This window comes from Pseudoalteromonas sp. QJM3NY_12, from assembly GCF_056173165.1.
Genome location: NZ_CM149661.1, coordinates 392708 through 406316, shown reverse-complemented (window position 1 = coordinate 406316; position 13609 = coordinate 392708). Strand labels below are relative to the sequence as shown.

Sequence of the window (13609 nt, the reverse complement as noted above, 5' to 3'; positions counted from 1 at the left end):
TGATTAGTTTTAACACGTTATCAGGAAAAAAGAATGCGTAGACTCCCACCAGTATTACTAGAAGATGGCTGTTCAAGAGAACTTTTGTCGTTAATTCGTACTATTTTAGCGGCATGTAAAGAAATTTCATTTCGCGTCGGTCAAGGTGAATTATCGGGCGTATTAGGCTCAACCCTCGATGAAAATATTCAAGGCGAAACACAAAAGAAACTCGATGTACTGTCTAATCAGTTATTAAAAGATATATTGCTGGAGTCAGGCACAGTTAAAGCGATTGCCTCTGAAGAAGAAGATTATACTGTTGCCGGTAACCCAGATGCCGAGTACATTGTTGCATTTGATCCACTTGATGGCTCGTCAAATACCGATATTAACTCACTTGTAGGTACTATTTTTTCTATTATGAAAGCACCTGTGGGCTCAGATGCTGCTGATGAAAAGATTTTTATGCAACCTGGGCACCAACAAGTGGCTGCAGGTTACGTACTGTATGGCCCATCAACTATGCTTGCGCTAACAACGGGTAAAGGTACACGCATGTTTACCTTAGATAAAACCCAAGGTAGCTTTTTACTTACTCAAGATTTTGCCGCTATTCCTGCTAAAACTAATGAATTTGCAATTAATGCCTCTAACCAGCGCCACTGGGAACCAGCGATGCAAAACTACATTAATGACTTACTTGCCGGAGATGCAGGCCCTCGCGCTCAAAACTTCAATATGCGTTGGATTGCTGCAATGGTTGGCGATGTTCATCGTGTACTTAGCCGTGGTGGTTTATTTACTTACCCAACTGACACTAAAGATCCTAATAAACCTAATAAACTACGTTTACTATATGAAGCAAATCCAATGGCAATGCTAGTAGAGCAAGCAGGTGGTATTGCTTCAACAGGCACTGAGCGTATTATGGATATTCAGCCTGATGCTATCCATCAGCGAGTTGCGGTTATTTTAGGCTCTAAAGACGAAGTGGAAACTTGCTTGAGCTATCATAAGTAAACTTTAAGAACAGGTTTTAGGTTTCAGTTGTCAGCTAGAGATAAGCCCTGTAGTGGTTACTAACATCTGAAACCTGTTGCTTAAAACCTTTCATACTTTCTGATAACCACCTGCTACTGTTGTAGCAGCTTTAACAACTGTGCGAGCTTTTGATGAGTCAACTCGCCCATTTGCTCGCTATTACTTAGCGCGTAAATAACGCCTTCATGCTCAGCGCAATTTATGTCATCTCGCGACTCAATAACATTTGCCCACAGCTGTAAATCGTCAATATCAATTTCTTTATTGAAACAACGCGTAAGTACATTAATTAGTACAGGCTTTGTGAGTGTGTACAGGTAGATTTTATTGCTTGCTGCGGTTGAAACAATCACACTAATGGCACTATCTCTTTGCTCGCCAAATGTAATAAATTCAGCCAATGCTTTTTGTATATTCATAATGTTTGTTATTCTTGCTGCTCTACTGTTAATAAGACCTAAAATGACCCAGATAAACTGCAGCCAATGTAATACAACGCTTAACTGTAATGTTAATGATATAACCGCATGTTGGTGTTATCAGTTACCTGCTATTTTACCACTCGATGATACAGCAACCAGCTGCTTATGCCGCTTATGTACTCTTGCTAAAATAAATAACTATTTAGAGACTATATACACTCAACCAATAAAAGCTCAAATCGCTTTTGCTAAACAATTTAGAAGCCATGATAATTTAATTGAAGGGTTAGATTACATCATGCAGAATAATTACATGGTGTTTAGTAAGTGGTATTTTTTAAAACGTGGTACTTGCTGCAAAAACGGGTGTAAAAATTGTCCCTATAATTAAATTAGCCACCCACTGCAATAGGCAGTGAGCTATCAGCGCCCCACTCACTCCACGATCCGTCGTAAACACTTAAATTATTATATCCGCATTCATCAGCGAACAGTGCAAGCGCACAGGCAGTAACCCCCGAACCGCAGCTAAACTGTATCTGGGTTGCATTACCGACTAATTCACTAAACTGTGTTTGTATAAAGTCGAGTGATTTTGCCTCGCCATTTTCTAATAAACTACTTAAAGGTAGCGAGTAGCTATTAATAATATGGCCGCTGCGCATACCCGCTCTTGGCTCTTTATTTTTACCCGTAAAGCGCTCATAAGCACGCGCATCTAAAATGACCGTATTGGCATCCTCAGTAGCACTTAGTACCTGCTTTTTATCAATAAAGTAACCAGGTTGGTAATGAGCAATAAAGTCGCCTTTTAGTGATGCTTGTGTATAATTTGACTCAACCACAAGCCCAAGTTCAAGCCACTTGGCTAAACCGCCACTGAGCACTTTAACGTTACTAAATCCCATGGCTTTAAACATCCACCAGGCTCTAGCTGCACTGAATAACCCTGCATCTTCATAAATCACCACGAGTGAATCGTGATTCACTCGTGCTTTTTGCATCACCTGAGTAAATTGCTCTGCACTACACAAGGTATTGGGTAATGGGTTTGAGGTATCTGCGAGTTCTTTTTTGATATCAAATCGTTGTGCTTTAGGTAGCATAGCAACTGGCGAATACTCCCCTGCAGCTGAGGGGCGTAGCATACCTGCATCAAAAATAACTAAGTTAGTTTGCTCTAAACGCGCATGTAACCATTGTGCACTGACTATATTTTTCATCATCTTGCCAAATTTGAGGAAATGAAATAGCTATATATTATTACAGCCTGTTTATAAACAGAATTTAGACTGGTTACAAATTATAATAATGCTAAAATAACCGCTTTGATATTTCTAAATAAAGTGAAATTATGCCAATCCCTTTTTACATTATCAATATGCAAGGCTGCGAAGACCGCTGGGAAACAACCCTAAAGCGACTAACCAGCCTGCACTTAAATGCTGAACGTTTTGAAGCGACCATTGGCAAAAACCTTAGTGAACAAGAAATCCTCAAGTGGTATTGCCCGAAAAAAAATAAAAAACGCTACAATCGCAACCTATCTGCAGGTGAAATTGGTTGCTATGTAAGCCATATGCGCCTTTGGCAAAAAATGGTCGATGAAAATATCGCTTATTGTGTTGTATTGGAGGATGACCTTTTCATTGAAGCTTCACTTAAAGATGTTGTTGATGCGGCGCTTAAATTAAAAAACTGGGATTTAATCAAGCTATCTGATAATCGAAACTTTCCATTTATTGACAGTACGTTATTAGAAAACAGCCTAACAGTTGGCAACTATAAAAAGGCACCTAATGGCACTCAAGGCTACATCATTTCACTAAGCGGCGCTAAAAAGCTACTGCAAAGAAAACCATTTTTTAGACCGGTGGATGTCGATATGCAGTTTCACACTGAAGTAGGCCTAAATATGATAGGCATAAAACCCTATCCTGTTGCCGAAGATCGAAGCTTTATTAGTGAAATAACAAGCGCTAATGCAGGCTCTCATTCCAACCGCAGTACATTTATCAGAAATTTAATTCATAGATCGAGTATTCATATGCAAAGACGATATAAAACTGCGGATCTTGCCAAAATTACAAGTGAGTAATACCCAGTATATTTTTACATGTATGCATTTGATTATAAAAATTAAATCTTAATAATTTCGCCACGCAATGGCGCCATTTTAGCTAAAATTTCATTTTGCACTGTATGTGGGATATTTTGCTCGCTCATTGCATTTATTAATAAATCGACAACGTGATTGAAGTCTTTTTCATTTATATTCATACCTGTATGAATCGCAACCATCGAGTCGCCTTTGTATTCACAAGGACCCTCAACCAGCGAACATAAATGACTAATAAACCCTTGTCGAAAATGGCTAATATTACTGTGTTCAAAGTAATGAAACACTTGTTTATCATTGCCTATTTGGGCAATAAAACTGTCAGTTAACTTTTCAAGCCCAGCTCGCTCGCCAAGTTGGTGATACAGAGAAGTGTTAGGTTGTGTTGTACATCCTGAAAGTAAGCTTAAACAACAAAAAATAAATACACTCAGTTTCATTACCAATACCCCGTAACCGATAAATACCAGCCGGTTTGTTTATCAACACCAGCAATCCGCCCTAAGTCTAAATAGGCCGCCGTTACACTGACATGTTTATTAGGCATCCACGCTATAAATAAATCGCGCCAATCTTGTTCGCCTAACCCTAGGTTATTGGCTTTTTGTCGATACTCAATGCCAATAGCAAGTTCACGACTTACAAACACCGCACTACTTGCTTCTAGTAAAATATGGCTACCTTCATTAGCCCCTCCATATCCTAAAAGCCCTAACTGATTGGCTTTACTGTAACGGGTGGTCACATTCCAAAACCAGTTGTATCCAGCAAGTGCGCCCAAATGTAATTTACTGGCTGCTAGGTACACATCTGTACCACTGGTATTTTTTGCGCCAACCAACTTTGCAACTGTGCCATCATCCAGTGATTTATGCTGTACACCCATGCTTAGCTGGGGCCACTTACTGTATACTATATCACCATATAAACGAATTTTTGCCCCAGAAATTGACTGCTCTATTTCTGTATTGAGCGCAGGCACATCAAACTGCTGCACTGCATAACTCAGTTCAACACGATTAAATAGGTTAAGCTGCACACCACAGGCATCTAGGCGGTAATCTGTTACATCAGCACGACTACAAAAGCCATTAACAGCCCATTCGTCCTCACTAGCATAACCTGCTAGCTGCGCCCAAGGAACTAACCCTCCTCCTGCACTGCCTTCAACTTGAGACACGCCCGGTGTTGCTAATAGCTTTCCCGTTGCAGCTACAGTTAGCGTACTGCAAAGTAAGAGTGTCATGCTCAGTAAAAATTTAATGTACACCCTGATATTCCTCTAACCATTGTTCTAGTTGTTGTGCTTTTAAAGGACGACTCAAGTAGTAACCTTGTGCATGATCGCATTGCATTTCGTGAAGCAATGATAAAGACGCTGCCGTTTCTACGCCCTCGGCCACCACTGAAAACCCAAGTTGGTGCCCAAGTGTAATTGACGAGCGCACTATGTATTGATCTTTTTGTGACTCATGCAAAGTTAAAATAAAGCATTTATCTAGCTTAAGCTCATCAATAGGTAACATTTTTAATCGCCCCAATGATGTTTGCCCGACACCGTAATCGTCTAGTGATATTTTAACACCGATAGTTTTTAAGTTCTCTAACGCTTTGATACCTTGAGCTTCATTTTCGATCATATCGCGCTCCGTCAACTCAATAGTGACAGAACTTGGGCTTACATGATATTTCTTTAAGGTCGCGACCAACAAATTATGAAACCCCGCATGCGCAATATCTTGGGCTGACACATTAATGGCTGCCTGTAAGTGAATCCCTTTTTTATACCAATCGGCTATTTGCGCAATAACTGTATCGACAACCCAGGCAGTTAGTTCCACAATTAATCCTGACTGCTCAGCTAAATCAATGAACACTTCAGGCGAAACCCAGCTCCCATCATCACGTTGCCAACGAATAAGTGACTCAACCTTATCAATTTTCTGACTTTTAATATTCAACTTAGGCTGATAAGTCATAAACAGTTGCCCGTTATCATCATCAATCGCTTGTTTGAGCTCATCAAGCATGATTAAACGGTCTAAGTGCGCCTCATCTTCACCATCTTGGTAGTAATGTAAGCTTTGTTGGCTTGTTGTAGCCGCATCAACAGCAATGAGTACACGCCGCATTAAATCGTCCGCTTTAACGCCTTGTCCAGGGTACTGCACAATCCCAGCGTTAAAACGCAAACTTATTTTTAAGCTTTTAATCTGATAAGGTGCCTGTAATTGCTCAATCAAATCGGCTACAGCACATTTTACTTGGTCAGCCTCCACACTGGGGTAAACCGTTAGAAACTCATCGCCGCCAATTCGTGCATGAAATCCACCAAGCTCATCAGAGAATTGACGAATACGGTTTGCCACCGCAATTAAACACTCATCTCCTACTTGCGGACCAAGCTTGTCGTTTATGTGTCTTAAGCCTTTTATATCAATAGCAACAAGCGTGTAGCATCTATCTTTAGTGAGCTGCTTTGCCAATAAATCTAACATAGCTGAACGGTTATAAAACCCTGTTAAGGTATCGTGATGTGCTTGAAAACTGATTTGCTGCTCACGCTTATTAATATCATTACCCATGTTATTAAACGCACTAACTAGCGTTTCTACTTCGCTACTTTGTTTTTTACCTTCAAATTTAAAACGGTAGTCGCCTTTGGCAAATTGCCTTGCAATAACCGCTAACTGTGTAAGCCCGGTGGTTAAGTTATTGGCCAGCAAACTACTGGTGATCACACCAAATAACATGGTTAATACGGCCAATGTAACTAGCGTTAGTAATAGCTGCTCAATATCTCGATAACTTGAGGTTAAATCAGCACTTAGTAGTAAGGTGACCGGGTGTGATTGCAAAGATGGTAAACCTATTTGTTGATTTTCATAGGCCAAATATTCAGCAAAAAAACGAGCTGTAGTTTTATTTTCAAAGTACTCTATAGGTTGAAATTTTTCAGGTTGAGGTGCAAACGAGCTTGCTGCAAAACTATCTAATTGCGCAACAAAGCTAACCTCCATACCGGTTAAGCTTTTCAGCTCAGTAGTCACAGCCGATGTGATTTTGAACCCGACTAAACTGTAAGCGATGGTTCTGGGGGTTTTAACTGGCAATAATATTACTTGATAGAGCTGATTATTTAACACTACAAAGCTCGATTGTTCAGAATTATTTAATAATTCATCCATCAAGGGCTGTAGGTTATCTGCAAAATTTTGTGCATTCACATTAGCAGACACTAACCGCCCCGATAAATCGAGCAACAGCATTAAATCGGCATTGATCCGTTGGCTATGATTGTATAATACACTACTAATGGTGGCTGCATCGCGAGTAGCAACTGCCTGCTTAAAACCAAAATCAGCGGTTAACACCTTTGCAGCAGTTAATAGCAAGCTCTCTTTTGATTTTAAATATTGCTTATAAACGCTTTGCGCAACCGTTATATTTTGCTGTACTTTTTCTGCCTGAAACTTACTCGTAGACCACCAAAAACTCACTAAGCTGAGTAAAGTTGTAAGTAACACCAAGCCAACGCATAACGTTGTTATACGGCTACGTAAATTATTGCCCATTACCTTCCCTAAATTGACTGCCAAAGGTGTTACGTGGTGCAGGCGTAGACGTATTTATAGTGATTGATACCGGGCTGGTTGATTTTATATCAAACATTTTTTTATTATCCAAAGTCGCTGTTTGCAGCGAATGCCAGATACTGGCTTGCACAGGAAAAGAGTCGACTTGTAGCTTTATTTGGCCTTGCTCGTTGCTGGTATACACATGATTACTATTAGCGACATAAATATAGCCCACCATAGAATCGTGGATATTGCAGCCTAGAACAACAACACCTTGATTATCAAACTTAATGGGTTCTTCTGGCTGACCAGAATAGAGCTTTAATTGAAAGGGCTTTGCTTTTGAAAAAGAATATACATGGTGGCGAATATTATCGCTATTTGGAAAGTTAACGTACTGACCTTGATGCACAATAAGTAGCTGTGGTGAAAACTGTTTATCAACTTGATCCATTACCGCCGTGGGTAAATTGCCCGTAGTTTTTGAGGAAGGTAAATGATTTATTTCTACGACAGCATTAGGCAATACTTGGTCATGCTGATCTTTAATAACCAAATTAATGGTATTGCCAAAGGCCGACACACTAAACAATGAACCCAGTACTAATAAATAACGACGTTTTGCAATAACTTGCATTGCTCGCTCTAACATAATCACACCTAAATATTCGCCATAGGTTAAGTTAATTAGAGACGAGCACTAATTGCAAGAATTATAGCTCAGTTACTAAAAATAAATACTTTTTCACTAGTTGAAACAAGCTTTATCATTAAGATTAATTTGCTCGTTAGTGATTAATTAAACCGTAGTCAGTATCTAAAATTGCAATCACTTCTTGGCGCGGATCATTGGGTATAACGATCTCTTTACCGACAATTTTGCTAGCAATACCCACATAAGTGTCAGACACTTCAAGCATTACTGACTCAGGTAAAATATAATCTTTTGCTAGCTGCTCACGCTCAGCCATACGGTCTTTATTTAATAACACATCACTCTCTGGTACGTTATTAATTAACAGCTGACGAAAACCTTCCTTTGAATTTTCAACAATTTTGCCATTCTTATAAGATGCTTCATCCCAAATACGCGATGAATCTGGTGTCCCTACTTCATCAATATAAATAAGTTGCTGCACACCATTTAAATCTTCTACATAACCAAATTCAAATTTAGTATCGACGAAAATTTGCCCTAGCTTAGCTAACTCACTACTGATTAACTCGAATCCTTCTACCAATAATTTTTCGTATTTGGTGACATCGTCAGTCGATTTAAAATTAAAGACATCTAAGTTGTTTGTAATATTTTCACGAGTGATGTTTACATCATCAACGGCAGGAATATCAGCAACCCCTTCTATAATACCTTTAGTAGAAGGAGTTATAAGTACTTGCTCAAGCTTTTGATTCGCTTTTAAGCCTTCTGGAAGTTGCAAACCACAAAAGTGTCTTTCGCCTTTGGCGTAGTCGCGCCACATACTGCCGGTAATATATTGACGAGCAATTGCTTCAACTTTAACTGTACTGGCTTTACGAACAATCCATACGTATGGATGAGGAATATCAACAATATGATTACCCGCCAAACCGGCTTCATTAAACATGTTAAACCAATGAGCAGCCACTGAGTTTAATGCAATCCCTTTACCAGGAACGCCATTTAGGCCATTTTCACCTTGCCATATGCAATCAAAAGCAGAAATTCTGTCTGAAATAACCATAATGGCTAATTCAGTATCGGCAGGAACGTTATAGCCTTTTTCATTTATTAAGCGTTTGCTATCTGCATCAGTTAACCAATAAACTGAACGCACTTTGCCACTGTGTACTTTACCTTTAGTACGAATGGGTAAGTCATCGTTTACGTCTAAAACTTTATAGCTAGTCATGCTATCTCCGGGGTTTGGCATGCTCAAAGAGCAAAGTATGGAATTGGGGTTAGGCGCTCTATAATAATCTAGGCAACCACAAAGCTCAATCTTAGGCTAAAAACAAATCATCTCAGAATATTTATCTAGCTGACGCATTGGGGTAAACTTGCATGATTACTTGCCCTAAGGAGCTAGCTTGAACTATTTAACTGCCACTAAGAATAAGAAATATCTAATGTATATTTCTCAAAATTATTCCTATGCTATTTTAAGGCCATTGCAAGCAGAAATATTAGCTCAAGGAGGGGAAGTTAAATGGTTCTTAGAGGGTGATAATGTTAACCCTGACTTTTTGAAAAGTGATGAAAAAACACTAAATTCTATTCATGAGATAAACCAATGGGCGCCTGACGCAACCTTTGCACCAGCGAACTCTATCCCTACATTTTTCCCAGGAAAGAAAGTAGCTGTTTTTCACGGCTTTGATGCAGGAAAGCTAAACAAAAAAGGCCAAAACGATCACTTTAAAGTTCGGGGATGTTTTGATTTATATTGTACGCAAGGCCCAAATACGACGGCTCCGTTTACGGCGTTACAAAAAAAACTGGGCTATTTTAAGGTAGTAGAAACAGGTTGGCCTCCCCTAGATCAATTCTTTAACGGTAACTCAAAGCCTAGCCATATCGATGAAACAGACTCTCGCCCAACGGTATTGATCTGCTCTACATTTTCAAAACGCTTATCTCTTGCACCTAAACTTTATGAACAAATAAAACACTTTAGTGAAAGCGGTAAATGGCGACTATTAGTTCAGTTTCATCCGAAAATGCCGCAAGAGTGGGTTAATAAATACCAAGCGTTAAGTAATGATAATCTAACCTTTGTTGAAACAGACAATGTTATTCCTTTATTACAATCTGCTGATGTAATGCTGTGCGATACTTCATCCATACTACTGATGTTTTTAGTACAACGAAAACCGGTTGTAACGTTTTGTAATAAAGCACCTGAAAAACACTTACTTGATATTACAGATAAAAATAACATTGAAGCCGCAATAGACTATGCACTAACTTACCCAAAAGAACTGGTGGATAATATTGAAGCTTTTTGCCAAGAATTACACCCATACACAGATGGCAAGTCAAGCCAACGAGTACTTTGCGCAACCAATGAACTGTTGCATAGTGATGAAAAGCTCAAAGCTAAACCACTTAATCTTATTAGACAATTTAAAATGCGCAAAAGACTTAACTATTGGAGTTGGTAAGACGTTATGATCAACCTTGAGAATGTATCTTTTAAATGGCATAAAAAAGCAGCCAGCCCCACTCTCACTATTGAGCAACTCGCCATCGATGAAGGTGAACATGTTTTTTTACATGGGCCAAGCGGCAGTGGTAAATCTACCTTACTGGCACTACTGGCAGGCATTAATGTAACCACTAGCGGCCAACTTTGTGTTTTAAACCAAAATCTAAGTGCGCTCACCAATGCACAGCGCGATGCATTTAGAGCGGATCATATTGGCTATATTTTCCAAAACTTTAATTTACTACCTTATTTAACCCCATTAGAAAATGTATGTTTAGGGTGCCAATTTTCGAAAAAGCGTCAGCAACACGTGCTCAACCAAATTGAGAGTTTAACCAAAGAAGCTGCCCGACTTCTCAACGCACTAGGGTTAGAGCCGCACTTTCATAATCAAAATGTTGCCACTTTAAGTATTGGGCAACAACAGCGAGTTGCCGCAGCACGCGCATTTATAGGCAGTCCTGAACTTATCATTGCCGATGAGCCTACTTCAGCACTTGATACGCAAAATCGTGAAAGCTTTATTAAGTTGTTATTTGAACAAGCAAAAAAAAGTAAAAGTACGCTTGTTTTTGTCAGTCACGATGAAACATTAAAGCCACTCTTTAGCCGCACAATCGACTTAGTAAATTTACAAGGTGATGTATGATTTTATTTAAACTTGCCTATAAAAGTTTGCTAAATAGACGTGCCAGTGTATTACTGACATTGCTCACTATTGCGATTAGCGTCATGTTATTACTCAGTATTGAGCGCGTTCGCATAGATGCTAAAAGTAGTTTTAGTAATACCATTTCGGGTACCGATTTAATTGTTGGCGCACGTACTGGCGATATTCAATTACTACTCTCCTCGGTGTTTAGAATTGGCCACACTAATAATGGGGTGAGCTGGCAAAGCTATCAATACATAACAAAACAACGCGGGGTTAAATGGAGCATTCCTATCAGCCTTGGTGATAGCCATAAGGGCCAAGCAGTTTTAGGCACCACACTTGATTATTTTAAGCACTATCGATTTGCTAAAAAACAGCCCTTAGCATTTACACAAGGACAGGCTTTTTCTAGCATCAATGAAGTTGTTATAGGGAATGAGGTTGCAAGTAAACTGGCCTATAAAATTGGTGATGAAATCGTTATTTCTCATGGTATGGGCAATACTAGCTTTCATCATCATGACGATAACCCCTTCAAAGTTGTTGGTATTTTAAAGCCTACTGGCACCCCTGTTGATAAAACATTGCATGTGCCGCTGGCGGCAATTGAATTGATTCATGGTGGCGGCCATCATGATCATGACGATCATCATGACCACTCGAGTCACGCACTAGTTGGCCATCCAAAACAAATTACCGCCTTTTTAATGGGCTTCGACTCACCGCTTTATACGCTACAAATTAGGCGTAACATAAACCAATTTAAGCCAGAGCCTTTATTAGCGATTATGCCTACAGTCACACTAAAAGAGCTTTGGGAAATGCTGGCAATAATAGAAAAGATCCTATTGCTATTTTCATTTGTGGTGGTCATTATTAGCTTGCTCGGCATGTTAACCACACTGCTGGCTAACCTTAATCAACGCCGCAGAGAACTGGCAATATTACGTTCTGTGGGCGCCCGCCCTTGGCAATTATTTTCACTGATCAGTATAGAATCACTGCTCACTACCTTTTTAGGTTGCTTAGTAGGCTGTACTCTATTTTATGCGCTTATGGGCACAACCGCGGGTTACTTACAAAGCCAAACTGGAGTGAGCATTAATATCAGTATGCTCTCTGACTATGAACTCACTTTGATTGGCGTTATTATGGCTGCGGGATTCATTATTGGCTTGATCCCTGCTACACGCGCTTACTTTTATTCTCTTAGTGATGGTATGAGTATAAAAATATAAACTTTAGGATGATCATGACGTTGTTTAAAGTAACTACACACTCTTTAATGCTATTAAGTGCAGTACTAATTAGCTTTGCTAGCATTGCAAATCCCCCGAAGGAAATTTTTTGGGAAGACTTGATCCCACAAGGGCATGTGCAAATAGATACCCAAGCACAAGCTAATCACGAAGGCAGTGAGCAAAACTGGGTGCAACCTGATTTGGACGCACCGGTTGTTAAAGCGCTTGATGGGCAGTCTGTTAGCTTACCTGGTTTTGTTGTGCCACTTGAAGGTGACAGCGAACTTATTACCGAGTTTTTATTAGTCCCTTACTTTGGTGCCTGTATTCATGTGCCACCCCCACCGCCAAACCAGCTGGTTCATGTAACTATTAAAGGCGGTGTGCCCATCGATAGCTTATATGATGCGATTGTTGTAACGGGCGTTATTAAAACGCAAACTTGGTCTGGCGAAATAGCCCAAGTGGGTTATCAAATGCAAGCTGTCGGTGTTGCTCCCTTTGAGCTTTAATTCTTAAAATAAAAACCCACTTTTCAAAGTGGGTTTTTATTTTGTTCTATCAACCACCCGTTCTTATATCTCGTTCAAGTTCAGACTGCGTTTTCACTGGATGACAAGTCGACTTCACCGTGCTCTTATTGCTTTCATCTTCGTCAGAGCTATCTTGTGCTGCTGCCTCAAATTGCATTGAAATAGAAATCACTAATTGTGCATCATCAGGCCAATAGCCTGATTCATCAGATAATGGGGCCGCACTTAACAGCCTACTGCTACACAGTGCTATTAAAACAGTGAGTAAAGGTAAAGCCTTCATTTTTTATCTCCTAAGCTAATTAACGCGGTCCTGCCGTTACGGTGATCTCGGCTGTTTGCAAAGAGTGCTGATGTAAGAAAAACCCTGTAAGTGCACTTGTTGCTCCTTGTGGAACAGCTAATTTTTCTACATCCAATGCATACACTTTATAGGTATAGCTATGCTTGCGTCCTTCTGGTGGACATGGTCCAAAGTATCCCGGCTTACCCATATCTGTATAACCTTCAATGGCTCCTTTGGGCAAAGTCGTTGAAGATAATGAGTTACTAGTAAAAGGAATATCATGTACTACCCAGTGCCAAAAACCACTGCCAGTTGGTGCGTCATTGTCATACACTGTCACGGCAAAGCTTTTGGCTTTTTTAGGCGCATTTTGCCATTTAAGTTGTGGTCTAACATTACCCCCCTGACAACCAAAGCTATTCCAATATTGCTCACTCTTTATTGCCTGCCCTGGCTGTAAGTCAGGGCTCGATAAACTAAATTCAGCCGCAAAACTGGCGCTACTAAACAGCCCGCTGATTAGTAAAGTAACTGCTGAGTTTGAAAAGTTAACCATTTTCAGTC

Annotated in this window: 16 protein-coding genes; 7 read left to right on the top strand and 9 right to left on the bottom strand. The window is 39.8% G+C overall.

The genetic code is table 11. From position 1 onward, the window contains the following. Positions 1–33 precede the first annotated feature (33 nt). On the top strand, positions 34–1002 hold the full coding sequence (locus AC0VZ5_RS01855) for a class 1 fructose-bisphosphatase (protein WP_475473990.1): 969 nt from the start codon (positions 34–36) through the stop codon (positions 1000–1002). A gap of 113 nt (positions 1003–1115) precedes the next feature. Here AC0VZ5_RS01855 and AC0VZ5_RS01850 read toward each other — a convergent pair whose 3' ends face one another. After that, the gene (locus tag AC0VZ5_RS01850) at positions 1116–1442 is read right to left on the bottom strand and encodes a hypothetical protein (protein WP_008115457.1); all 327 of its coding nucleotides are present in this window, start codon (positions 1440–1442) and stop codon (positions 1116–1118) included. 43 nt (positions 1443–1485) lie between these two features. Between AC0VZ5_RS01850 and AC0VZ5_RS01845 the strand changes: the two genes are divergently transcribed. Next, a complete protein-coding gene (locus AC0VZ5_RS01845) occupies positions 1486–1836 on the top strand; it encodes a DUF5522 domain-containing protein (protein WP_475473988.1) in 351 nt (116 codons plus the stop codon). Between the two features lies 1 nt (position 1837). On the opposite strand, the gene AC0VZ5_RS01840 is transcribed toward AC0VZ5_RS01845, so the two are convergent. Then, positions 1838–2668 (bottom strand): sulfurtransferase, encoded by an 831-nt coding sequence (locus AC0VZ5_RS01840; RefSeq protein ID WP_475473986.1) that lies wholly within the window; start codon positions 2666–2668, stop codon positions 1838–1840. 131 nt (positions 2669–2799) lie between these two features. On the opposite strand from AC0VZ5_RS01840, the gene AC0VZ5_RS01835 reads away from it, so the two are divergent. After that, positions 2800–3543 carry a glycosyltransferase family 25 protein gene (locus AC0VZ5_RS01835; protein WP_475473984.1) on the top strand — a complete coding sequence of 248 codons (744 nt, stop codon included), beginning with the start codon at positions 2800–2802 and terminating at the stop codon, positions 3541–3543. A 41-nt stretch (positions 3544–3584) separates the two neighbouring features. On the opposite strand, the gene AC0VZ5_RS01830 is transcribed toward AC0VZ5_RS01835, so the two are convergent. The 5 genes from AC0VZ5_RS01830 to AC0VZ5_RS01810 all read right to left on the bottom strand — a co-directional run bounded on the left by AC0VZ5_RS01830 (position 3585) and on the right by AC0VZ5_RS01810 (position 9034). Beyond that, complete coding sequence (locus tag AC0VZ5_RS01830; RefSeq protein WP_475473983.1) at positions 3585–4004, bottom strand: group I truncated hemoglobin; 420 nt, start codon at positions 4002–4004, stop codon at positions 3585–3587. Continuing rightward, positions 4004–4810: a DUF3034 family protein gene (locus AC0VZ5_RS01825; protein WP_475474746.1), complete on the bottom strand. Its 807-nt coding sequence runs from the start codon at positions 4808–4810 to the stop codon at positions 4004–4006. The genes AC0VZ5_RS01830 and AC0VZ5_RS01825 overlap by 1 nt, the downstream gene beginning before the upstream one ends. 13 nt (positions 4811–4823) lie before the next feature. Then, entirely contained in the window at positions 4824–7139 is a 2316-nt protein-coding gene (locus AC0VZ5_RS01820; RefSeq protein WP_475473980.1) for a bifunctional diguanylate cyclase/phosphodiesterase, read from the bottom strand. Further along, a complete protein-coding gene (locus tag AC0VZ5_RS01815) occupies positions 7129–7794 on the bottom strand; it encodes a methylamine utilization protein (RefSeq protein ID WP_475473979.1) in 666 nt (221 codons plus the stop codon). The genes AC0VZ5_RS01820 and AC0VZ5_RS01815 overlap by 11 nt, the downstream gene beginning before the upstream one ends. Positions 7795–7930: 136 nt before the next feature. Next, the gene (locus tag AC0VZ5_RS01810) at positions 7931–9034 is read right to left on the bottom strand and encodes a phosphoribosylaminoimidazolesuccinocarboxamide synthase (protein ID WP_475473977.1); all 1104 of its coding nucleotides are present in this window, start codon (positions 9032–9034) and stop codon (positions 7931–7933) included. 217 nt (positions 9035–9251) lie between these two features. On the opposite strand from AC0VZ5_RS01810, the gene AC0VZ5_RS01805 reads away from it, so the two are divergent. Genes AC0VZ5_RS01805 through AC0VZ5_RS01790 form a run of 4 tightly spaced genes read left to right on the top strand, consistent with a single transcriptional unit; the run spans position 9252 to position 12738 of the window. After that, positions 9252–10286, top strand: a complete 1035-nt coding sequence (locus AC0VZ5_RS01805) for a CDP-glycerol glycerophosphotransferase family protein (RefSeq protein ID WP_475473975.1) — start codon at positions 9252–9254, stop codon at positions 10284–10286. Between the two features lie 6 nt (positions 10287–10292). Then, on the top strand, positions 10293–10979 hold the full coding sequence (locus AC0VZ5_RS01800; protein WP_475473973.1) for an ABC transporter ATP-binding protein: 687 nt from the start codon (positions 10293–10295) through the stop codon (positions 10977–10979). Further along, positions 10976–12223, top strand: a complete 1248-nt coding sequence (locus tag AC0VZ5_RS01795; protein ID WP_475473970.1) for an ABC transporter permease — start codon at positions 10976–10978, stop codon at positions 12221–12223. Before AC0VZ5_RS01800 ends, AC0VZ5_RS01795 begins: the two co-directional genes overlap by 4 nt. Before the next feature lie 14 nt (positions 12224–12237). Continuing rightward, a complete protein-coding gene (locus tag AC0VZ5_RS01790; RefSeq protein WP_008468279.1) occupies positions 12238–12738 on the top strand; it encodes a DUF3299 domain-containing protein in 501 nt (166 codons plus the stop codon). A 49-nt stretch (positions 12739–12787) separates the two neighbouring features. Here the strand turns inward: AC0VZ5_RS01790 and AC0VZ5_RS01785 are convergent, their stop codons facing one another. After that, positions 12788–13042 carry a hypothetical protein gene (locus AC0VZ5_RS01785; protein WP_475473968.1) on the bottom strand — a complete coding sequence of 85 codons (255 nt, stop codon included), beginning with the start codon at positions 13040–13042 and terminating at the stop codon, positions 12788–12790. Positions 13043–13061: 19 nt separating this feature from the next. After that, on the bottom strand, positions 13062–13601 hold the full coding sequence (locus tag AC0VZ5_RS01780) for a YbhB/YbcL family Raf kinase inhibitor-like protein (RefSeq protein WP_138607147.1): 540 nt from the start codon (positions 13599–13601) through the stop codon (positions 13062–13064). Positions 13602–13609 lie beyond the last annotated feature (8 nt).